The sequence below is a fragment of the Enterobacter sp. 6722112 genome, assembly GCF_058661685.1.
The window spans coordinates 73,993-95,228 of sequence record NZ_JBZWGR010000007.1 but is presented as its reverse complement, the minus strand read 5'-3'; the positions used below and the strand labels follow the sequence as shown (position 1 = coordinate 95,228).

Here is a 21,236-nt window from a genome sequence, read left to right as displayed (position 1 = left end):
TTCTCCGGATTATTATGAGGCAGGGCATTCAACAATAAACCGGAAGCGGAAGAAGATCGAGGGGATGTTAACAGAAGCGGGATGCATCGCATCCCGCTCATGCTTAGTCGACGTATTTCATTGCGACCCTTGAGGTAAGGCGCGTGATAAGTTCGTAAGCACTCACTTTTGTTATTTCAGCAATACGCTCTACCGGCAGGCCTTCACCCCACATCACCGCATCGTCCCCCGCTTTATCCTGCGCGTCGGGCCCAAGATCAACACAAATCATGTCCATCGCCACGCGACCGACAATCTTTACTTCGCGTCCATTGACCAGCACCGGCGTCCCAGTTGGCGCGGCGCGGGGATAGCCGTCGCCGTAGCCCATCGCCACCACGCCAAGACGCGTGTCGTGCTCGCTGGTCCAGGTGCCGCCGTAACCCACCGGCTCTCCCGCTTTGTGCTCACGCACGGCAATCAGCTTTGAAACCAGCGACATAACCGGCTTAAAGCCAAAGTCCGGCCCCCAGGGTTTGTTCTCCAGCGGCGAAACGCCATAAAGAATGATGCCCGGACGCGCCCAGTCGAAGTGCGACTGCGGCCATAGCAGGATCCCGCCGGACGCCGCAATGGAGCGCATCCCCGGTTTGCCTTCGCAGAAGGTGTTGAAGATATCAAGCTGCTGTTCCGTTGCGCCGCATTCAGGCTCATCGGCGCGGGCAAAGTGGCTGACGATATTCACTGGCTGACGCACATTTTTGCACTGACTCAGACGCTGATAAAACGCCTCCGCGCTTTCCGGCCGCACGCCCAGACGGTGCATGCCCGTGTCGAGCTTCATCCAGACGGTGACCGGCTCGCTCAGTTCAGCCGTTTCCAGCGCGGCCAGCTGTTCTTCGTTATGCACCGCCGTGTGCAGGTGCTGATCGGCAATGGTCGGCAGGTCCGAGGCTTCAAAAAAGCCTTCCAGGAGCAGTATCGGTTGCGTAATTCCACCTGCGCGCAGGCGGAGAGCTTCTTCGAGACGGGCGACGCCAAAAGCGTCGGCATCGGGGAGCGTTCGCGCGGTCTCAAGAAGACCGTGTCCGTAAGCGTTCGCTTTCACGACTGCAACGAGCTGACTGGCGGGCGCCAGTTCTCGCAGACGTTGCAGGTTGTGTCGCAGAGCGCGGCGGTTAATAACAACAGTTGCCGCTTGCATTTGAATTCCTTAGAAATTACTCATCATCATATTGAGGACCGGCATAGTTGTCGAAACGCGACCACTGGCCGTTAAAGGTCAGACGTACCGTACCGATGGGGCCGTTACGTTGCTTACCAATAATAATTTCGGCGATCCCTTTCAGATCGCTGTTCTCGTGATAAACCTCATCACGGTAGATGAACATGATTAAGTCGGCATCCTGCTCGATGGAGCCGGATTCACGCAGGTCGGAGTTGACCGGGCGCTTGTCTGCACGTTGTTCCAGAGAGCGGTTAAGCTGCGATAGCGCCACCACCGGCACGTGCAGCTCTTTGGCTAACGCCTTGAGCGAGCGGGAAATCTCGGCAATCTCCAGCGTACGATTGTCGGAAAGCGACGGAACGCGCATCAGCTGAAGGTAGTCGATCATGATGAGGCCGATACCACCGTGTTCACGGGCGATACGGCGCGCGCGGGAGCGCACTTCCGTCGGCGTCAGGCCGGAGGAGTCATCGATATAGATGTTCCGTTTTTCCAGCAAAATCCCCATGGTGCCCGAGATGCGCGCCCAGTCCTCATCGTCCAGCTGACCGGTACGGATGCGGGTCTGATCCACACGCGACAGGGACGCCAGAGAACGCATCATGATCTGTTCAGAGGGCATCTCAAGACTGAAGATAAGCACCGGCTTATCCTGCAACATCGCCGCGTTTTCGACGAGGTTCATCGCAAATGTCGTTTTACCCATCGACGGACGCGCCGCGACGATAATCAAATCCGATGGCTGAAGACCTGCCGTTTTCTTGTTGAGATCGTCATAACCGGTGTTCACCCCCGTCACGCCATCGTGCGGCTGCTGGAAAAGCTGCTCAATACGCGCAACCGTGGCGTCGAGCACATCGGCGATATTTTTCGGGCCTTCGTCTTTGTTCGCACGGCTTTCGGCGATTTTAAAGACGCGGGATTCCGCCAGGTCGAGCAGATCTTCGCTGGTGCGCCCCTGGGGATCGAAACCGGCCTCAGCGATCTCATTCGCCACCGAGATCATCTCGCGGACAACGGCACGTTCACGAACGATATCAGCGTAAGCGCTGATGTTCGCGGCACTTGGCGTGTTTTTTGACAGTTCTGCCAGATAGGCAAATCCGCCGACGCTGTCGAGCTGTCCCAGACGCTCCAGCGATTCTGCGAGCGTAATCAGGTCGATAGGGCTGCCCGACTCCTGCAAACGCGCCATTTCCGTAAAGATATGGCGGTGCGGGCGGGTATAGAAGTCTTCCGCGACAACACGCTCGGCGACGTCGTCCCAGCGTTCGTTATCCAGCATTAAACCGCCCAACACCGACTGTTCCGCTTCAATCGAGTGCGGCGGGACTTTTAACCCGGCGACCTGATAATCACGCTCACGAGGTTCAGTCTGTTTGTTGAAGGGTTTGTTTCCTGCCATAGTGAATGGAGTTACCGAGATAAAGAGTGGGTCGAAAGATTACCACATTCTGGAGGAAGCATGGCAACACGTATTGAATTTCACAAGCATGGTGGCCCTGACGTACTCAAAGCGGTGGAATTTACCCCCGCTGCGCCTGGCGAGAACGAAATCCAGGTGGAAAACAAAGCGATCGGCATTAACTACATCGATACCTATATTCGCGGCGGCCTCTATCCGCCTCCGTCGATGCCGAGCGGACTGGGCACCGAGGCGGCCGGTATCGTCAGCAAAGTGGGCAGCGCGGTTAAGCACATTAAGGAAGGCGATCGCGTGGTGTACGCGCAGTCGGCGCTGGGCGCTTACAGCTCCATCCATAACGTTCCGGCCGAGAAAGCGGCGCTTCTGCCAAATGCGATCGGCTTCGAGCAGGCTGCCGCCTCATTCCTGAAAGGGCTGACGGTCTATTATCTGCTGCGCAAAACCTACGAAATTAAGCCTGACGAGCAATTCCTGTTTCACGCAGCCGCAGGTGGCGTGGGGCTGATTGCCTGCCAGTGGGCGAAAGCCCTGGGCGCGAAGCTGATCGGCACCACAGGCAGCGCGCAAAAAGCGCATCGCGCGCTGGACGCGGGCGCATGGCAGGTGATCAACTACCGGGAAGAGAGCATCGTTGAGCGGCTGAAAGAGATCACTGGCGGCAAAAAGGTCCGCGTGGTGTATGACTCGGTGGGGAAAGACACCTGGGAATCTTCGCTGGACTGCCTGCAACGTCGCGGGCTGATGGTGAGCTTCGGTAACGCCTCCGGGGCAGTCACCGGCGTCAACCTGGGCATTCTGAATCAGAAAGGGTCACTGTACGTCACTCGCCCTTCCCTGCAAGGTTACATCACCAACCGGGAAGAACTTGAGGAAGCCAGCAACGAGCTGTTCTCGCTGATCGCCAGTGGGGTAATTAAAGTGGATGTGGCAGAGGCGCAGAAATATCCGCTGACCGATGCGCAGCGCGCGCATGAGGTGCTGGAGAGCCGGGCAACGCAGGGATCAAGTCTGTTAATTCCCTGAGCCATAAAAAGAAATTGGGCTTCCCGTGGGAAGCCCTTTCTTTTTTTAGTTCGGCTGTATGTAGGGTACAGCTCGATGAATTCTTTAGCGGCAGCCATAGTGACAGATTCGATAAGTAAATCCTATTCTGTTCTAAGGATTGCTGCCGGAAAAGTTGCAGGTATGTGACGTACACCTCAATACCTTAGTAACGGAAGCGGTTATTACGCTGATAAGTGGGCAGTTTTGGTGATTTAATCGCCCGTATCGCCCATACCACCGCAATCGCCAGAAGTAACCACGGCAAGAGTTTAATCGTCAGGGCAAATAAACCGCCGACAAACATCACCACCGTGGCCACGACGAGCGCGGCCAGGATACCGAGCAGCGATACGCCCGTGACCATCAGCATGATAAAGAAGCCAATCACAAAAAGTAGTTCCAGCATGGTGCTCTCCCACGAGTTCCCGAATGATGCTGCGATCGTTACAAGAAACATGCCAAAAATAAGTCGTTGTTCTGAAAGCAAAACGCCCCGCAATGTGTTGCAGGGCGTGGCGTATTTGACCATCTTTTAGCGAAATTTAACGTTTATCCGCAACCAGACGCAGCGCGTGTTCAAGGACCTCAATATCCGCACCGGCCTTATGCGCGTTTTCGCTGAGATAACGACGCCACTGCCGCGCGCCAGGAATGCCCTGGAACAGGCCAAGCATATGGCGGGTAATGTGGCCCAGATACGTACCATGACTCAGCTCGCGCTCAATGTACGGATACATGGCGCGCACTACTGCCACGGGATCGGTGTCAGCACCGTCAACGCCAAAGATTTCCCGGTCAACCGTCGCCAGAATACCCGGATTCTGATACGCCTCGCGTCCGACCATCACGCCATCCATATGTTCGAGATGCGCTTTGGCCTCGTCCAGCGACGTTATACCGCCGTTGATCGACATGGTCAGGTGCGGGAAGTCGCGTTTTAGCTGGTACACGCGCGGGTAGTCCAGCGGCGGGATCTCGCGGTTTTCTTTCGGGCTGAGGCCAGAGAGCCAGGCTTTACGGGCGTGGATGATAAACATCTCGCATTCACCCTTCCCTGATACGGTGTTGATGAAATCACACAGAAACTCGTAGCTGTCCTGGTCGTCTATGCCGATACGGGTTTTGACCGTAACCGGGATAGAGACGACGTCGCGCATCGCTTTGATACAGTCCGCCACCAGATGTGCATTACCCATCAGACACGCGCCGAACATACCGCTTTGCACACGGTCGGACGGGCAACCGACGTTGAGGTTAATCTCGTCATAGCCGCGTTCTTCAGCCAGCTTCGCGCACTGCGCCAGCGCAGCCGGATCGCTGCCACCCAGTTGCAGCGCAACCGGATGCTCCTCTTCGCTGTACGCCAGATAATCGCCCTTGCCGTGAATAATTGCGCCGGTAGTGACCATTTCGGTGTACAGCAGCGTATGGCGGGAGAGCTGACGCAGGAAATAGCGGCAGTGTCTGTCCGTCCAGTCGAGCATAGGAGCCACACTAAACCGACCACTCCAGTGATTGCCAGAATTATCAGATGTCGCGCTGGTTTGGTTGGTTTTTATCATTTCAAGATTACCGTGCATTTTTTGACATTTACGTATATTTTTCTCTCATTGGGTTCCCACTCAGGACCCCACACGCATGGGAACCTGTTCTAACGAGATGAGCGAATGGCCTATTATAACATAGAGAAACGACTTAAAGCCGACGGCACTCCCCGCTATCGTTGCACCGTCCTGATCAAAGAAAAAGGCGTTGTTACACACAGAGAGAGCAAAACATTTCCAAAGCAGGCGCACGCAAAAACCTGGGGAAATCAGCGCGTGCAGGAGCTGGATCTTCATGGGCTCCCATCATCCGACGACGCAACAGGAATCACCGTTCGTGATCTGCTGCAAAAATACATCAACGATCCAAACGCTGGTGGCAAATCAGGGAGAACAAAAAGCTACGTCCTGAATATGCTCGTCGACTGTGATATAGCAGCCATCCCCTTGCTCTCACTGACCGCAAATGATGTGATAGAGCATTGCCGACTGCGGAATAATGCAGGAGCAGGCCCGGCGACCGTGAGTCATGATGTCAGCTACCTTGGAAGCGTGCTGGATTGTGCAAAGCCTGTGTATGGCATTAACTATACCAGCAACCCGGCAAAAGAGGCCCGCCCTCACCTTCTTAAACTTGGGCTGATTGGGAAATCAAATCGCCGTAGCCGCCGGCCAGCATCTGAAGAACTGGACATGCTGATCGAAGGATTAAAACAACGTTCAGAACACAGAGCCTCAAAAATCCCGTTCGTAGACATTCTGATGTTTTCAGTTTTATCGTGCATGCGTATTGGCGAAGTTTGCCGCCTGCGGTGGGATGATATCGACGAAAAGCAAAAATCTGTGCTTGTGAGGGACAGGAAGGATCCACGGAAGAAGGAAGGCAATCATATGAATGTCGCTTTGCTCGGAGAGGCATGGGATATCGTTCAGCGGCAGCCGCGCAAATCAGAGCTGATCTTCCCCTACATTAGCGGCTCAGTAACTGCTGGTTTTCAGAGGGTAAGAAGCGCGCTTGGAATTGAGGATCTGCGTTATCACGATATGAGGCGGGAAGGTGCGAGTCGACTTTTTGAAGCCGGATTCAGTATTGAGGAAGTTGCCCAGGTGACGGGGCATAGATCATTGAATGTACTGTGGCAGGTTTATACAGAGCTATTCCCTAAATCGCTGCACGCTAGACTTGAACAACTACAAAAATCCAGAAGCAGCGACTAAACGAAATGCTGCGCTGCAGGTTCAACTTCCGCCAGCCCACCAATTGACAAAAAATATTAAATAAAACCAATCTCTTACGGTTGGTTTTTTTATGCCTGAAATTTGGGAGGGGAAAAACTGGGGAATAATTAGGGTGTTACACCAACATGCAAAACCTTGACACTGTATGTATAACCAGCTAAATATTAACTGTATATCCAACCAGTAAAAGGAGGTTTTATGCGTGTCGAAATCAGTATTGCAAAAGAGAAGTTCTCGAAGCTTCCCAGCAAAGCTCCAGCTGCGCTGCAGGCTGAAATGGAAAGGCGCTTAAGCAAGGAATATCAGGATGTTGAGGTCATCGTTAAACCAGCCGGAAGCGATGGCCTGTCAGTTCTTCGCACGACCGATAAAGACTCAGCCAAGAAGAACGTTGAAAACGTCCTGAAAGAAACATGGGAGTCCGCTGATGACTGGTTCTTCTAATATGGACAATATCATCATCGCAGGGGCGCGCATCTACTTCCCGCCTGACAACCGATTGCCGAATGCCTCAAGTGACATGCTCACCTTTGCTGTTGTCCGTGATCCAGACACCATCCCGGATTATTTGCTTTTCGTTCATAAAGACGGTCAATGGGAGCTTGCCTCGCCCCGCTTTTTCAAAGAAGCGGCCCATGCAATATCCACAGCAACCAAAATTGCAAGCAGTCGTTTCCCGAACGTTACCTGCTGAGTGATCGCTGATAAAATCCTCACTGGCTGGTAACCATTCAATACTCGCACTATCGGACGATCACCAGCCACCACCGCCCGCTCTTTCAAGTTGCGGGCGGTTTTCTTTTGCATTGATAACCCCTATAACCCCATTTCACTTGACGCCCTTACCACTTGGGGTTATTATAACTCCATCAAGACAACACAGAGAGCCGGAGGATGGATAGCAGGAATGCAATAGCAATGATAGAAGCCGATGGGTGGTATCTTGTGAGAGTTAAAGGCAGTCATCACCAGTTCAAACACCCAACGAAAAAGGGGCTGGTAACGGTAAAGCATCCACAGAAAGACATACCGTTACCAACACTGAAAAGCATCAAAAAACAGGCGGGGCTCTAAGCCCCCCTACTGGAGGTTTACATGTTGTACCCTGTTGCTATTGATAAAGGCGATTCATCCTTCGGCGTTCGCGTACCTGATATTCCTGGCTGCTTCTCTGGCGGTGATGATTATCAGGACGCGATTGAAAGCGTACGTGAAGCGATCGAGGCACACATCGAATTACTGGTTGAAGATGGCGAGACCGTACCAGAAGCTACGACCGTCGAAAACTGGCTATCTGATCCGGAATACGCCGGTGCTGTATGGGCTCTGGTAGACGTGGATATAACACGCCTGATGGGGAAAGCGGAAAAAATCAATGTTACACTTCCGTCTCTGTTGATCCGCCGTATCGATCAGTTCGTGGCCGCGCATCCAGAATACGGCAGTCGCTCTGGCTTCCTGTCCCGCGTCGCAGCAGATAAAGTTGTCGGACTACAAAAACGATAAACCTCGAAAGAGGCTTTTGATTAGGTGCCAGTGGGACTGATAAGTTACCATAGAGCAATTAATACGTACTGGCGAAAGCGCCGGAATGCGCGCAAATTATAAGGATTTACACAATGATTTATGACTGCTTTCTCTATTACGATGAAGATATGTTGTTAGACATTCGTCTAAACACTTTGGCTAATGTTGTAGATAAGTTTGTTATTGTTGAATCAAAGTTCACTTTTACGGGTCGTCCCAAACCATTAAATTTCAATATTGATAAATTCAAGGCATTTGCCGATAAAATCATTTACGTTGTAAACGACACTGAACCGACGAAATTACCAGGAACAAAATACAGCCCTGATTATGAAGTTGACCCATGGGAAGTGGAAGCGAACCACCGTAATAGTATTATGCAAGGTCTGGTAGATGCAAAACCTGACGATATAATCATTGTTTCTGACGTTGATGAAATCTTCAAACCAGAAGCGATCAAAAAAATAAACCCTCGTCATTTGTGCACTACCATCCATCAAAATTTTTATAACTATCAGTTCAATATGCAAGTGTTCAACGAAGATGGCACTCCCCGTAAGTGCACACTCCCAAGAGCAACAACATATAAAAACCTGTTGGAGTTTTTTGATGGTGAGCCAGAGACTTTCAGAAACATTAAGCGTAACCGCATATTTAAAAAATGGTCATGGTTCAAGTGGAATTGGTTCAAATTCAACAATAAAGTCATCGATAATGGTGGTTGGCACTTTTCATGGGTTATGACTCCAGAACGCATCTCTGAAAAGATGTCGACCATCTCGCATCAAGAATATAACACACCCGACTTTAACAACCCAGAGCATATCAAGAAAGTGTTAAAAAATGCTGAGGATATCTGGGGGCGAGATAGAAAACTAATCCAACAGGAACTTAAAACGCCAGAGTTCCCTAAGTATCTTGTTGACAACAAGGATAAGTATAAAAACTTTATTCTATGATCAGTGTCAGGGTATTGGCCTAGCGTTGATTAAATGTAGTGTTGTCGGTAGTCATACAGATAATCATCTGTTATTAAAGTCCTGTTGTTCTTTGCGACAGGACTTTTACCATCACAAATAACAAGCCACACTCAAAAAACAGAGTTTCCATAGATGAATAAACAAACATTAAAAAATCACTTACATGAATGCCTTCGCCAAGAAGTCATAATGAGTAACAAATCGTTTTCATGGTTGAAAGTGCTACACAAAGCATTCAAATGTCCAGATAGACGCTTTAATTTCTGGTGGCGAATTGCGTCCTATCTTTTCCATAGCGGTGGTTCATTTAAGAAAAACATTGCCCGCCACATCAACAGGAAGCTAATTCATAAATACAACACAGAAATCCAACTACCCGCAACAATCGAACCCGGGCTTGTTGTAACCCATTTTTTATCAGTAGCGATAAACGGCTGCTCTGTAATCGGCAGTAATTTTAAAATCCGCCACAACTGCACTATCGGCATTGGTGGCGGAGTTGGTGAGCATTTTAATGACCCGATTATAAGAATCGGTGATAATGTTGAGATCGGTACCGGCACATGTATAATCGGTCACAATCTAACCATTGGGGATAATGTTTCAATTGGAGCAATGAGTTTTATTAACAAAGACATCCCCAATAACTCTGTCGTTTTCACTGAGAAGAAACAGATAATTAAATTAAAATAATCTTATTTATTGTGGGGTTTCAGGCCAGTATAAATCGGGAGCTTCCCTTACATTAACCCGATTGAGAAGCACCCGGTATTTTTTCCATGCTAACAACGATTCTTTTTCTTCAGTAGTTGCAATATCTAAATCAACGGCATCCTGAAGCGGGGCAATAGCTCTTTCCGCAACCGCCATTAATTCACTTTTCTTTTGCTCCGCAACGTCGGCATCGCTTGGACGGATATCAATAAAAGTACCCTCCGAAAACTTGAAATTCCCTAACACATTAGCCGGGATGTCAGCTGGGTTGATCTCATATACATTTCGCCCTTCCTGCATACCCATAAATGAGACATCACTCTCACAGGCAACTACTATTCCATTCTCATCGGTAGCTACCGCACCTTTCCAAGTGCGCAGAGTTTCATACCAGTCCCTCCCACTTTCATCCTGAAAATACAGTCCAGTCCTGAGCATGCCTTCAATTTCCGCTTGCTCTTTTTTATATATTACCGGATTGATAAACTTATCCATTATTAATCTCCAACATTGACCCAAGCATTTGTTTGTTTATTTAAATACTGTAATTGACGATAGTAGACACCTAGTTTTCGGCCATCACTTCTGTTTTCCATATTCACCCCTGTGAGAACGCATCCTGCAGGTGATTCCCAGTTTCCAAACCAGGCATCTGTCGGATTTCGAACCTGTTGACCGCCTCGGCGTAGGCCATTTACCACACCATAACGCGCATCACTCTGTGCTTTGGTATAAGCCTCACCCGCAGGGGTATAGTTCCCTTTAGGCTGGTAACGCCCGTCAGACTCGGCCTTCGTATAAGACGCGCCGACTAAAGCATAATTCCCCTTTAACTGATATTTACCATCACTTTCAGCTTTTGTGTAAGCCTGTCCCGCCGGGGTATAGTTGCCTTTAGCCTGGTAGCGGGCGTCAAAGTTTGTGAAATTCCCCGGAATAATTTGTCCGTTAACCTGGAAAGAAATCGAACCATCTTTATTTCTCTGTGAATAAAAATGGTAGCTTGTAGAATCTTTGAACTCTAATACTGTCGGCCTGTCAGCATTGCCCCAAAGTGTCATGGCGGTATTAAGAGTCGAGCTATTCTGTGAACTTATTTCAAACTTGCGTCCATTCCCAACGCCAAATGTACCATTTACGACTGCGTTTCCAGTAACCGTTCCACCAGTTATCGGCAGCGCCCCTACATCCCCTGCTGTTGGTTTATGGGTTGTGTCATACACCCATGACCATGCTGTCCACGTACCGCTGTAAAGCGTGCGAATATAATGGCGCGAGTTGTTGTAAACCCTGTAAACCTGCGTTATCCCTGCGTGTTTGTATACCTCCAACGAACCCGCATTAGGTTCAGGGTAATTTTTCCCTGTACCTGCCTGAGCATTTGCAGGTTGATAATATAGTCCAGGGACGGTGTAGGTATTCAAATCAGCAGCGTCACCTATGCCGACCGCTTGACCATTGAAAATGTCCTGCGCCGTGATATTGATATCAGTCGTCAGCGCCCGGCCATTTACCTTACGCCCTGATGGTACGCGCCCGTTAGCGTTGTCATTCGCGGACTTTACGGCTTTCGGCGTCGCCGCCAGCGTCTCAGACGCACTGTCAGTTGCGCTACTGAGCTGGACGATACCTTTTTGCGTTGTAGTGGCGTCCTGTGCTGTGTATTTCCCTTTGGCAAGGTCGTAGGCAGCTTTAACTGCTTTCGGCGTGGCCGCCAGCGCCTCAGATGCACTGTCAGTCGCGCTGCTGAGCTGGACCAGACCTTTACGCGCAGTTGTGGCGTCCAGCACGCCAATGGCTTCACGTGAACTTTTTTGTGCAGCTTCGCCTTTCGCCGCTATCTCCGCAAGATTTTTATCGATCCGCAGGAACAGACCATCGCCGGTCGCAACTTTTAATTCAACATTTGCCGTCTCTGATACCGCAAGATGGTATTGCAGGCTCACGCTGACCCCGTTTTCCGGCTTCTCGATGGCGGCGCAGTTCGCAACGGAATACAGCTCCCCAGCATCGGTCAGCAGACCAACCTCTCTGACAACGAATCCACCAACCGCAACCGGCAGGACCAGTTGCGCGAAAAACTGGTTCGCCTGGTCCGGCGAAACCTGCAGTGCAGAAATGGCGTTGCGATACACTTCACGTATCAGTTTCGTCTGCGCCGGATCCGGTTTAACGGCCTGCCCGTTCCCGTCACCCACCACAAAATCTTTAATAATGACGGGCTTCCCGGTCGCAGAGGACTGAGCCTCCAGCTCCTTGCCTCTGTTGGTCAGAATGCTGTAATACTTCTCAGCCATGGCTAAACTCCTGCCTTAATATCAACATCAATCCAGGCGGTAACAGCACCGCCCGTGTAATAGGTTCCCTTCGCACCCAGATCGGCGATCACATCAATGGTGGTCAGCAGGCTGCGAAGGTTTTTGGCTTTATCCACCTGACGGCGTATGCGCTGGTACAGTTCCTCATCAATGGCCTGTATGCTGTAAACTTCCACGCGGAAGGTGTAGGGATCCTTGCGCGGTGTATCCTCCCACCACTCCACAACGGTGGTCGGCAGGCTGACGGCGCTCAGCGACCGCCTGACCGCACCGGCGGTACCGCGATGCTGATGGACATAAGCGGCATCCTTAATCACCTGCCGTTTCTCTTCTTCCGTCCAGGCCTCTTCCCATGAATCCACTGCAAACTCCCAGGCAAGCCAGGGCAGCAGATGTGCGGGGCAGGTATCAGGGTTTTTCACCTTACGGACCATGTCAGTGTCGAGTGCCGTGATCTGCTCTGAGCTGGCCTGCTCCAGAGCCCGTTCCGGGTGAATGGCTGAAGGGGGAAGCAGGGAGCGAAATTTATCCACTGGTGCCCCCTTTGCGCGTGACGTTTATCTCGCTGCACCAGGGGGCCTGTCCCGCAGCAGCTTCCAGATCTGCCGTCGGGCTGATCAACCTGACCCGGGCCACACCGGGCTGCTGAAGCGCCGAGTAAATCGCGGAAAGCGGTACAATGGCGTTAATGCGATGAGACAGCAGGGTGTAGCTCGTCAGCGTGCTGATGGCGTTTTCCAGCACCGTCTGTGCATCCGGCCCGTCAGGAATATCAAGCTCCGCCGTGACGGCATAACTGGCGATGGTGGCACTTTTCACGCTGACAAAATCGGTGAGCGGCCTGACTTCATCCGCGCTCAGTGTGTTCATGACGGTTTCAATAAGAATGAGTCCTGCCTGACCGTTCCCGGTGCGCGAGAGCACGTATACATCCACCTCGCCCGGGCGGTTATGTGTCTCAGGCCCGTAGGCATCAGCATCCAGTACATCGTTATCCGCTGATTTGGCATGAAAGCGGTATGCGTTACGCGCGCCGGCCGTATTCAGCTGCGCCCACGAAAGCTGTATACGCTCACGAAAAGCGTCGTCATCTTCATAGACAGGATCGACGGGGGGCACCGCATCCGGATCGCCGGGTTTAATCACCAGACGGGAAACGTTAAAGGCCGCACCCAGCTGGTCCAGGTCAGTGTTTCTGGCACTGGCAAGGAAAACTGCGCGTACCGCGTCGTTAACCCGCTGGAACGCCAGGGTGAGCTGGTAGGCGTTGATTTCGCCCTGCTTATACGCCGGGTCAGATTCCACCAGCGCATCAAATTCCGGATCCAGTTCGCGCAGGCGCGCCAGCCAGCGGGTAAAAATGTCAGCGGCATCCGGTACCACGATGGCATCCGGCACCGCCAGGGCGGACAGGTTAATTACGTCATAGCTGCTTGCCATAAATCGGTATGCCTCCGGTGCTGACAGGAAGATTGCTCTCTTTGTTAATCCCTTCGATATCCACCACACACCCCGTTTCGTCAGCCGGGAAAGAAACGACAACGCGCGTGACCTTAAGCCGGGGTTCCCAGCGTGCCAGCGCCGAGGCGGTCGCGGCGATAATGCGAAGCCTGGTCAGGTCATCACGGGGGTTATCCACCAGCGAAAACAGGTCACTGCCATAATCACGGACCAGCACACGGCTGCCGACGGGCGTGGAGAGAATATCGCTGACGGACTGGCGCAAATGATCGCTACCGGACAGGCGTTTCCCGGTCCGGCTGTTTACACCGTTCATAGTATTTTCCGTATCTGTTTGTCGGATGGCTGAGGGTTAGCCGAAGTAATCCGGGCCGGTCTTATCCTTGCTGCCGGATTTTTTTGAGGATTTCGCAGGTTTGCGAATATCAACCACCAGGTTGTACGTGTAGCTGAATCCGGCGGGCGTCAGGGAAAACACCAGTGACTCCACCACCCAGGCGCGATCTTCCCGCTCGCCAAAGCCGGACGTTGATACGCCAGATTCTGCGGTGAGGGGAACATGTTTCGGTCGGCAGGGTCCGGTTACCGTCATTTTCTGCTCATTGCGGCGGGCCTGCGTTTTTTTCGCTTTTGCCTGCTGGTCGGCGGTGGCCTTTACCGGCTGGGTGTAGGGATTCGCCATCGAGGGGCCGTCATGGTCAACCGTGGTGGTTTTGGTCTTCCCGTCAGCCTCATCGTAATAACGCACACCGATTTTGCCTGATGATTTACCGCTGCTCGCGGTCGCCTTACCCGTCGAACTCCCCCGCTCGCCTTCGTTGTATGACCAGCTGGAGACCTCTTCAGGCGTGATAACCAGTGCGCCTGTCTGCTTGCCGGAAGCATTCGCCGTGGCTCCCTGACGCAGAAACAGCCAGTAACCGCCCGACGGTTTGCTGACGGCGTTCCACGTTCTGGCAAGGCGGGTCAGCAAATTGGCGTCGGATTCTGCCACCTGATCAACATGGTCAATATGGATATCGGCGAGCTCTGTGGCCACTTTCGGTACCAGACCGTTTTCGGTGGCTACGGTTTTAACCAGATCCGCCAGTCGCAGGTTATCCCAGCTTCGGGTCTTCTGGCTGAGCACATCACCGGGCTGTTTCTGCGCGTTCATGGGCGCGGCGGTGGCATAAATCTCGATACGACGTGGCGGACCACTGCTGCCGACGCCGGATACCACGAACCAGCCCTTATCCACCAGCTGGTCGTTGAAGCCCATCGCCACGCGTAGCCGTGCACCTTTTGTCGGTAAAGGGAGCGTTTCCGACAGCAGCGTGATTTTCAGCTCATCCGCTTTTGCCGTGGCGCCGCCGTAATCGGTCAGCGTCAGCTCTGCCAGGCTTTGCTGCAGCGCGCGGGTTATATCTTTTCCCTCCGCGCTGACGCTGAAAGCGGGCGCATATTCGGGTTTAACAGTCTGTCCGGTCATTTTAATCCCACAGGCTGAACGCAGAATCCTCAACCGGCGGAGCCAGATCCGGCAGGGTGATAAACAGGCCTGACGGATAAACAGCACCGACATCGGCCAGCCCCGGATTTGCTTCAAGTACCTGCGTCACAATATAAGAAAGGTTTTCCGTGCCGTAATGCGTCGCGCAGACAGCATCCAGCACATCACCGTCACGGGTTTGATATATCGTCTGCATAATGTTTCAGCGTCATCGTCCAGTTTTTATTGCGGTGGCCACCGCCAGGCAGGAATCGACTGGTCGTGTCGGAGAAGTCGATCACTACCCACCAGCCCAGCACATCCCCTTCACCACTGACCAGCTGCTGCGGCTTGTTCTGGTCTGCGAGATCGTAGAGATCGTTAACGGCATCCACCCCCTTTCGGAAGAACGCATGCGACTCTCCCTCAAGCCGGACAGTGCGCCCGGGCTTGCCGGTATACTGCAACAGGTCCTGTTTGCCGATCCGCTCCTGCTCGCTCCATCGCCAGCTGGCCTCGCGGGTCAGCTGGTTGTAAGCCGTGGTGTCGATGGAAAAGGCAAAGTCGCCCAGCATCATCATCACCCGGGCAGCCTGTGCGCCACGAACCGCGCTGGACCGGGACTGCCCGAAGTCTTCAAAGACCGGAATAATTTCACTCACCAGATTTGCCCTCCGTCCAGCATGCTGCTGTCACCGTTAAATACCGGATTGGTTTTAGTCACCGCGACAACCTCATCCCCGATTGCCCGTTCGTCCTGCCCCGGTGCGCCGTGAATTTCATAATGAAATTCGAAACGACGGTTGTCGGTCAGTTGCCGGGGAGGTGGCGCTTTGTCCGCTGAATCCAGCTTCTGAAGCAACATGTCCCAGTCATTGCCCCCCTCCTGGCCTGACTGGCCTGCCGGCGGGGCAGGATCCGGGGCTGGATACCGGGGCTGGGCAATATCAGGCGGGTAAAGCAGAACATCCGCGCGGTTATCCCGGTGGCGTTGATTATCAGTGAACGGATCCCGCATCCCGCCAGTTTCGGATGAAGGATAAACATCAACATTCACCATCGGGTTAGCCGGTGAAGGATTAACTGAAGATCCTGTCGGTTTCTCCGCTACGGGCCAGTTGAGGCTTTTTTCAAACGCAGGTAAGGAAGGGAGTCTGTAATTATCCCAGGCACCGGCAGACTGCCCGGATGTTTCACGCCCGGGCTGCGCCGGCGCCCCCTTGTTCTGGTTGAGGGCAGAATCCCAGGAGAACGGCGCGGCGCTGCTTTCCGGCGTCACATATTTATCGAGCGTATTGTTGAAAGCGTCCTCGTCATCGCGGAAAAAGCCCCGCGTATCCCGGTAAGATTGCTTCACATCGTCCGGCAGATCCGGCTTTTCCTTCAGCTGCTGTTCGAACCACTCTCCCTGACCGTTGCGCTGCGCCGTCATGCGCGCGATATCAACCGAGCCGGTCATGGCCAGCGATTTGAGCACGTCCCGCTGATCGCTTCGCTCATCCGGCAGCAGCCAGGACAGTTTTTTCGCCAGCGCGTAGGCCACTTTTCCGACGAAAACAATCCCCTGGCCGAACGTCAGCACGCCGGGGTACAGGTCATTGCGCAGGAAGCTGACGATACGTTTGATCCCGCCGCCCTTAAACCACTCCGCCATATCGTCCGTCAGACGGCGGATATCCGGGGCCAGCTCGTTACCCAGCTGACCGGAGATTTCCGCCAGAGCGGAGGTGAAGACGGTGCGCAGGTTCGTGACGGCGCGATTCCCTGCCATCGCCCCTTCGGCGCCCTCTTTCGTGACGAGGTTATAGCGCCGCTGCTCATCCATCAGATCCCGGTAGCTCTTGCCGGACTGCTTCAGCAGCATCAGCAGTTTGCTGGCCTCACCGCCAAACAGCGAATCCAGTGCAAACGAGGCCTTCGACTCATCCTGCAGGCTGAGCGCACGCTCGACGATTTTTTCGAACTGCGCCATATCGCTGAGGCCGGCAAAATCACCTGCTTTGAAGCCCAGCGTTTCAAACGCATCCTGCAGCGAGCCCTGCTTGCCGTTCTGCTTGTACTCCCCCGACTTATGCAGATACTCCTCAAACAGATCGCCGATGTTCTCCCCGTTCATGTCGTACTGTTTCGCGAGGGTGTCCCAGGCATCAAACGTCGGGATATCGACGCCATAGCTTTTTGCCACGCCAGCGCGTCGGGCCGTTTCTTCGTTGGTGGCCGCCGGAGCAATCAGGGTGCCCAGGGCGGAAGCCACCACGCCACCACCGCCAATCGCCAGCCCGGGCGCCACCATCCCGCCCAGCTGTCCGGCCATACCGAGCCCACGGCGAAACAGCCCCTTCCCTGCCCCCTTAAATGCTGCCAGCCGTTGTGCCTTCTGCATCTGCTGATTCAGCTTCTGCTGCTCGGCCTCCGTTTTGCGGATTTCCCGGGACACGTCACTGTAACGCCGTTTAAGGTCGCCCAGGCTTTGCCCTGCCAGCTTCGCGCGCTTAATCTCTGCCGCCAGCTTAGTCTGGTCTTTCGTCAGCTTTTCTGACTGCTTCCCGACGTCCTTCAGGCTCTTTTGCAGGCTGTTCGCTGAACGATTCCAGGAGCTGTCGATACTGCCGCCAAAGGTAATGACGGCCTTAAGGTTCTGGCTTAATCCGGCCACGGTTTACCGCCTCCACTTCGTCGGTGAGAAAATCTGAAAACACGCTGAACGGCATATCCAGATATTCCGTCATGGGAAAATGCAGGCGCCGCCCCAGAAAACGCATCGCCCGGATCAGTCCTCTTTCGGTCGCTTCCCGGGCGGGAGCATAAAAACATTAAACGCGTCCAGCAGCTGCGCATAATCCGCCGCCGTCAGCTGCCAGATATCCTGCTCGCTGAGGTTGCACAGCAGCGCAATCATGCGTGCTTCTTTTTCTTCTTCACTGCCGCGGTCTTTGGAAAAGGCGATACGGTCACGTACCAGCGGCTCGCGCAGTGTCACCTGGTTGAGCGCACTGCCATTTTCAAGCGTGACGGGGGAATACAGTTTGATTACACGGGTTTCACCAGGAAAATTCATAACACGCTCCGGAAAGTAAAAACGGCCCGCAGGCCGTTACAGAGTTATATAAAGGAAGAAAAACTCAGAGACGGACTTTAGCCGCCAGGCCGGACAGAACATCCACGCCATTCACCCGGCGCGCGAAGCGCTCGGTATCGATGGCAAAAAGCTCCCGGCCGTCTTTGGTCTGGCGGTAATAGCTCACCGCGATCTCCACCGTGATGGCGTTTTCAGACAGACTGTCCTTGCCTCGTGCATCCGGGGTGACGGTCTGCACAAAGCCTTCAATCTCCTCAATGGTGCCGAGCGCGGTACCGTTCGCCAGATAGCCCTGATACGCCGTAAAGCGCGGGCGGCTGCCGCTGACAAAACCGAAGGCAGTCAGCATGTCCGTATCCACACCGTAGAATTTCAGCTGGCAGGTCAGCGCCTCCATACCGTCATCCACGGGTGTGGGTGCGTCCTGTGCGCCGGTGCGCAGGTCAGTTTTGACAATGGACAGTGTCGGCGGTGTGAATTCATGCGCGCCCTGAATGCGGACCCCCTGCCGGAAGAAGGTCCAGACGCGTAATGTGTTTTTTTCGCTCATGCTGCCAGCATCTCCTCAAGCGCATAGTTGTTATTCACCCGGACGCGCAGGCTGATAAGCTCAGTCGGCGATTTCGGACCAAAGTCATAGTTGATGTACAGCACGCCCGCCGCCATGCTCTCAGCGGTGTTAAGCTCCTCATCCAGCCAGGCGCGGCCGCCAAAAATGGCGCCGAGCCCGACCAGCTGGCGCATATAGGCGTTGATCGTGCCAATAATGTCGTCAGCGTTCTCCCGGTCCAGCGGACGGTCAACGTACTCCAGCATCGTTTCCTGAATACTGTCCTCGATGACGTCGGCGGTACGGCGAACCGATTCAAAGCGCCACTGCGGGTTGGTACCGCACAGGCGGTTCCCCCAATGCTTAAACCCGGCACGGCGAATAATGGTGGACACGTTCTGCATGTTGAGCAGGTTCGCGTCGCAGTTTTCATCGCCGAGAATGAACTCGTCGATTTGCTCCACCCCGAGGATATTGTTGATGTCCTGGTTGGATTTACTCCACCACCAGCCCTTCTCAAAGTCGATTCGGGCGCGCAGCCCTGCCGCAAAGGCAGAATACGGACGATAGATCAGCTGGCCGTCGGCGTTGCTGACCTGAACGCGCGGGCGCAGCAGCTCGGTGCGGGTACCGTAAGACTGACGACGCTGCACAACCTCCTGCAGCGTGGCACCGGATTCACAGTCAACATACGCCACCGCCCGCAGCTTGCCGGCAACGGTTTCCAGCGCCTTGCCCACCGCATCATCCTCACTGAATCCCGGCGCAATCACGATTCGGGGCTGGTACGTCGTCACGGATTTCGCCGATGACAGCGCCCCAATTCCTGCCAGCACAGCCGCGCGGATCCTCGCTTCATCGGTTTCCTCCGCCACACGCACCACCACCGTCAGGGCATTTCGCTGATCATTGATTTCGGTGAGCGCCTGTTTCAGCGTGCCTTTATCACCGAGACGGGAAAGCATCGTGGTACCGACAATCGCAACGGGCGTATTCAGCGGGAACGGCTCATCCTCGCCGCCTTCAAGCTGCTGCCTGAACGGTGTAACAACGCCATCGCCACTTCCCGTTGCGCTCACTTTCACGTCAGCCACCGCACTCACCGCAGCAACAACGTCTGAAGGGGTTGCCGTCAGCTTGCCGGCTTCATCGCAGCCAAGCGTGATGGTCAGCGTTAATGCCGCCGCGTTCCAGACAGCGGAAGTCTCAATCGCTGCAGGATTTTCCGCATCGGGAATACCGGCTACCGCCTCAACCACCACCACGTTGCCTGCCCTGCCGGTGATTTTCGCGGCAAAATCCACAACGTTATCCAGAATGGGGGTTCCTGTGCTGACACTGGCCGGCGTACCGACAGAGGCATCAGGCGCAGTACCCACCAGACCGATAATGGCCGTCTGGATCGTCGTGACCGCGACCGTACCGGATGTCAGCTCGATCGTTTCCACACCATGTAAATTCGCCATTTATTTTCTCCAGGCATAAAAAAACCTGCCGCGGCAGGTCACATTTTCTGATTGGGGGGATTCGTGGTACCACCGCCGTCACCATTTTCTTTATGGTTATGGCCGTTGTAGGTTTCGCGGATCCCGCTCATTTTCCCGGTACCGTCCGAAATCTCCTGTGTCGCACCGATATTTCCGGCCACGTTCGTGTCGGCATTTATCTGCGTTTTCCCCTGAACGGTCAGGGTGTCGGTGATTTCCACCGGGCCGTCCAGCGTGCCTTTCCCGATGATTTTGTAGGTGCCGTTCTCCGCCAGCGTGATGGTCAGGGCATGCGCCGCCCGGTCATAGCGAATCTCGGTACCGTCGCCGTAGCGGGTGATATGTTCACTGTCGCTACCCTCCGGTACCGGCAGACCGCCGGTATTCCAGCCGGGAAACACCCGACCATTATTCAGCTCGCCCGCCTCCGACAGTACCGTGACCGCATCCCCGACCGCATACGGATTGGAGTCAGCCCGGTTAGTACCCGAAAAGCCCTGGCAGAGCGGCAGCCAGGTGGTGACGATATCGCCCAGATCAACCCGGCATTTCGGTATACCGTCATGCTTAACGGAATGAATAACCCCACGACGCACAATATTCGCCAGACGGCGCTGTAAATCGCCCTCAATATCACTCATCAGGTTTTGCCTCGTATATCAGCCGGTAATCGTCCACATGCGCCCGACCGATATCCGGTGCCTTGCCCAGCCAGGCCGCTTTCAGCGGGGCATTCAGCTGTGCAAACGGATCCGCACCAAAGGCGGCTGACTGTGTGAAGGAGATTCGCCAGACCAGGTAATCATCCATGCGCGGATCAAACTCATCGCGTGCTGCATCGATAAAGATGGCTGGCTCCAGATGGGTCAGGCCGAACTGCTGGCCGTCAATCCACTGCGTGATATCTGCGGCCGCCGTGCGCAGGAAAATTTCCGGGCGACTGACACCTGCCCCTGCCGCATCCACCACCACGAACAAATCACAGGACAGATTAACGTTGAGCTGCCCCTCGTTGCCCCCGCCCTGTTCCCAGCCGTTAATGGAGAAATAGACCGCCGGGGTGGTCAGTCCGGTAAATCGGGGTACATTTTTTTCCGGATAAGCATCGGCGTCGCGCACCCAGTCAATTTTTTTCAGCGCGCCGGTGACAGCATCGTGATACTGCCCCAGCAGCAATGGCTCAGCCATG

At 53.9% G+C, this 21,236-nt stretch carries 26 protein-coding genes; 8 read left to right on the top strand and 18 right to left on the bottom strand.

Annotated features, from left to right (window positions below; genetic code table 11):
• Window positions 1-103: 103 nt before the first annotated feature.
• Both alr and dnaB read right to left on the bottom strand, forming a co-directional pair.
• A complete protein-coding gene (gene alr / locus AC4OVU_RS01945) occupies window positions 104-1,183 on the bottom strand; it encodes an alanine racemase (RefSeq protein WP_023295763.1) in 1,080 nt (359 codons plus the stop codon).
• 16 nt (window positions 1,184-1,199) lie between these two features.
• On the bottom strand, window positions 1,200-2,612 hold the full coding sequence (gene dnaB, locus AC4OVU_RS01940) for a replicative DNA helicase (RefSeq protein ID WP_003860298.1): 1,413 nt from the start codon (window positions 2,610-2,612) through the stop codon (window positions 1,200-1,202).
• Between the two features lie 60 nt (window positions 2,613-2,672).
• Here dnaB and AC4OVU_RS01935 point away from each other — a divergent pair, with 60 nt between their 5' ends.
• The gene (locus AC4OVU_RS01935) at window positions 2,673-3,656 is read left to right on the top strand and encodes a quinone oxidoreductase (protein ID WP_045339405.1); all 984 of its coding nucleotides are present in this window, start codon (window positions 2,673-2,675) and stop codon (window positions 3,654-3,656) included.
• 184 nt (window positions 3,657-3,840) lie between these two features.
• On the opposite strand, the gene pspG is transcribed toward AC4OVU_RS01935, so the two are convergent.
• Window positions 3,841-4,083, bottom strand: a complete 243-nt coding sequence (gene pspG, locus AC4OVU_RS01930) for an envelope stress response protein PspG (RefSeq protein ID WP_017382623.1) — start codon at window positions 4,081-4,083, stop codon at window positions 3,841-3,843.
• 136 nt (window positions 4,084-4,219) lie between these two features.
• Window positions 4,220-5,257 carry a tRNA dihydrouridine(20/20a) synthase DusA gene (gene dusA, locus AC4OVU_RS01925; RefSeq protein ID WP_491928615.1) on the bottom strand — a complete coding sequence of 346 codons (1,038 nt, stop codon included), beginning with the start codon at window positions 5,255-5,257 and terminating at the stop codon, window positions 4,220-4,222.
• An 87-nt stretch (window positions 5,258-5,344) separates the two neighbouring features.
• Here dusA and AC4OVU_RS01920 point away from each other — a divergent pair, with 87 nt between their 5' ends.
• The 7 genes from AC4OVU_RS01920 (at window position 5,345) to AC4OVU_RS01890 (ending at window position 9,660) form a co-directional block, all read left to right on the top strand.
• A complete protein-coding gene (locus AC4OVU_RS01920) occupies window positions 5,345-6,439 on the top strand; it encodes a tyrosine-type recombinase/integrase (RefSeq protein ID WP_491928614.1) in 1,095 nt (364 codons plus the stop codon).
• 219 nt (window positions 6,440-6,658) lie between these two features.
• Window positions 6,659-6,904 carry a DinI-like family protein gene (locus AC4OVU_RS01915; protein WP_032634112.1) on the top strand — a complete coding sequence of 82 codons (246 nt, stop codon included), beginning with the start codon at window positions 6,659-6,661 and terminating at the stop codon, window positions 6,902-6,904.
• Complete coding sequence (locus tag AC4OVU_RS01910) at window positions 6,888-7,154, top strand: hypothetical protein (RefSeq protein WP_133259045.1); 267 nt, start codon at window positions 6,888-6,890, stop codon at window positions 7,152-7,154. The genes AC4OVU_RS01915 and AC4OVU_RS01910 overlap by 17 nt, the downstream gene beginning before the upstream one ends.
• A gap of 200 nt (window positions 7,155-7,354) precedes the next feature.
• Window positions 7,355-7,534: a type II toxin-antitoxin system HicA family toxin gene (locus AC4OVU_RS01905; RefSeq protein ID WP_012906750.1), complete on the top strand. Its 180-nt coding sequence runs from the start codon at window positions 7,355-7,357 to the stop codon at window positions 7,532-7,534.
• Between the two features lie 21 nt (window positions 7,535-7,555).
• Window positions 7,556-7,966: a type II toxin-antitoxin system HicB family antitoxin gene (locus tag AC4OVU_RS01900; RefSeq protein ID WP_285923980.1), complete on the top strand. Its 411-nt coding sequence runs from the start codon at window positions 7,556-7,558 to the stop codon at window positions 7,964-7,966.
• Between the two features lie 113 nt (window positions 7,967-8,079).
• Complete coding sequence (locus AC4OVU_RS01895; protein ID WP_421636668.1) at window positions 8,080-8,946, top strand: glycosyltransferase family 17 protein; 867 nt, start codon at window positions 8,080-8,082, stop codon at window positions 8,944-8,946.
• Between the two features lie 210 nt (window positions 8,947-9,156).
• Window positions 9,157-9,660 (top strand): LbetaH domain-containing protein, encoded by a 504-nt coding sequence (locus AC4OVU_RS01890; protein ID WP_285923978.1) that lies wholly within the window; start codon window positions 9,157-9,159, stop codon window positions 9,658-9,660.
• A 6-nt stretch (window positions 9,661-9,666) separates the two neighbouring features.
• Here AC4OVU_RS01890 and AC4OVU_RS01885 read toward each other — a convergent pair whose 3' ends face one another.
• The 14 genes from AC4OVU_RS01885 to AC4OVU_RS01820 form a co-directional block, all read right to left on the bottom strand.
• The gene (locus AC4OVU_RS01885) at window positions 9,667-10,176 is read right to left on the bottom strand and encodes a tail fiber assembly protein (protein WP_421636670.1); all 510 of its coding nucleotides are present in this window, start codon (window positions 10,174-10,176) and stop codon (window positions 9,667-9,669) included.
• A 2-nt stretch (window positions 10,177-10,178) separates the two neighbouring features.
• Entirely contained in the window at window positions 10,179-11,978 is a 1,800-nt protein-coding gene (locus tag AC4OVU_RS01880) for a phage tail-collar fiber domain-containing protein (protein ID WP_491928613.1), read from the bottom strand.
• Window positions 11,979-11,980: 2 nt separating this feature from the next.
• Window positions 11,981-12,532, bottom strand: coding sequence for a phage tail protein I (locus AC4OVU_RS01875; RefSeq protein ID WP_474238402.1), 552 nt, complete (start codon window positions 12,530-12,532; stop codon window positions 11,981-11,983).
• Window positions 12,525-13,439 carry a baseplate assembly protein gene (locus tag AC4OVU_RS01870; protein ID WP_474238403.1) on the bottom strand — a complete coding sequence of 305 codons (915 nt, stop codon included), beginning with the start codon at window positions 13,437-13,439 and terminating at the stop codon, window positions 12,525-12,527. Before AC4OVU_RS01870 ends, AC4OVU_RS01875 begins: the two co-directional genes overlap by 8 nt.
• Window positions 13,423-13,776 (bottom strand): GPW/gp25 family protein, encoded by a 354-nt coding sequence (locus AC4OVU_RS01865; RefSeq protein WP_474238404.1) that lies wholly within the window; start codon window positions 13,774-13,776, stop codon window positions 13,423-13,425. The genes AC4OVU_RS01870 and AC4OVU_RS01865 overlap by 17 nt, the downstream gene beginning before the upstream one ends.
• A gap of 36 nt (window positions 13,777-13,812) precedes the next feature.
• Window positions 13,813-14,931: a contractile injection system protein, VgrG/Pvc8 family gene (locus tag AC4OVU_RS01860; protein WP_491928612.1), complete on the bottom strand. Its 1,119-nt coding sequence runs from the start codon at window positions 14,929-14,931 to the stop codon at window positions 13,813-13,815.
• A gap of 1 nt (window position 14,932) precedes the next feature.
• Window positions 14,933-15,148 (bottom strand): tail protein X, encoded by a 216-nt coding sequence (locus AC4OVU_RS01855; RefSeq protein WP_148576937.1) that lies wholly within the window; start codon window positions 15,146-15,148, stop codon window positions 14,933-14,935.
• A complete protein-coding gene (locus AC4OVU_RS01850) occupies window positions 15,123-15,584 on the bottom strand; it encodes a phage tail protein (RefSeq protein ID WP_410374698.1) in 462 nt (153 codons plus the stop codon). Before AC4OVU_RS01850 ends, AC4OVU_RS01855 begins: the two co-directional genes overlap by 26 nt.
• 5 nt (window positions 15,585-15,589) lie before the next feature.
• Window positions 15,590-17,587 (bottom strand): phage tail tape measure protein, encoded by a 1,998-nt coding sequence (locus tag AC4OVU_RS01845; RefSeq protein WP_491928611.1) that lies wholly within the window; start codon window positions 17,585-17,587, stop codon window positions 15,590-15,592.
• A 114-nt stretch (window positions 17,588-17,701) separates the two neighbouring features.
• The gene (locus tag AC4OVU_RS01840) at window positions 17,702-17,989 is read right to left on the bottom strand and encodes a phage tail assembly protein (RefSeq protein WP_491928610.1); all 288 of its coding nucleotides are present in this window, start codon (window positions 17,987-17,989) and stop codon (window positions 17,702-17,704) included.
• Between the two features lie 64 nt (window positions 17,990-18,053).
• Entirely contained in the window at window positions 18,054-18,560 is a 507-nt protein-coding gene (locus AC4OVU_RS01835; RefSeq protein WP_063435351.1) for a phage major tail tube protein, read from the bottom strand.
• Window positions 18,557-20,026 carry a phage tail sheath C-terminal domain-containing protein gene (locus tag AC4OVU_RS01830; RefSeq protein ID WP_491928609.1) on the bottom strand — a complete coding sequence of 490 codons (1,470 nt, stop codon included), beginning with the start codon at window positions 20,024-20,026 and terminating at the stop codon, window positions 18,557-18,559. The genes AC4OVU_RS01835 and AC4OVU_RS01830 overlap by 4 nt, the downstream gene beginning before the upstream one ends.
• A 38-nt stretch (window positions 20,027-20,064) precedes the next feature.
• Window positions 20,065-20,688 (bottom strand): phage baseplate assembly protein V, encoded by a 624-nt coding sequence (locus AC4OVU_RS01825; RefSeq protein ID WP_491928608.1) that lies wholly within the window; start codon window positions 20,686-20,688, stop codon window positions 20,065-20,067.
• Window positions 20,681-21,235 (bottom strand): hypothetical protein, encoded by a 555-nt coding sequence (locus tag AC4OVU_RS01820; RefSeq protein ID WP_491928607.1) that lies wholly within the window; start codon window positions 21,233-21,235, stop codon window positions 20,681-20,683. Before AC4OVU_RS01820 ends, AC4OVU_RS01825 begins: the two co-directional genes overlap by 8 nt.
• Window position 21,236 lies beyond the last annotated feature (1 nt).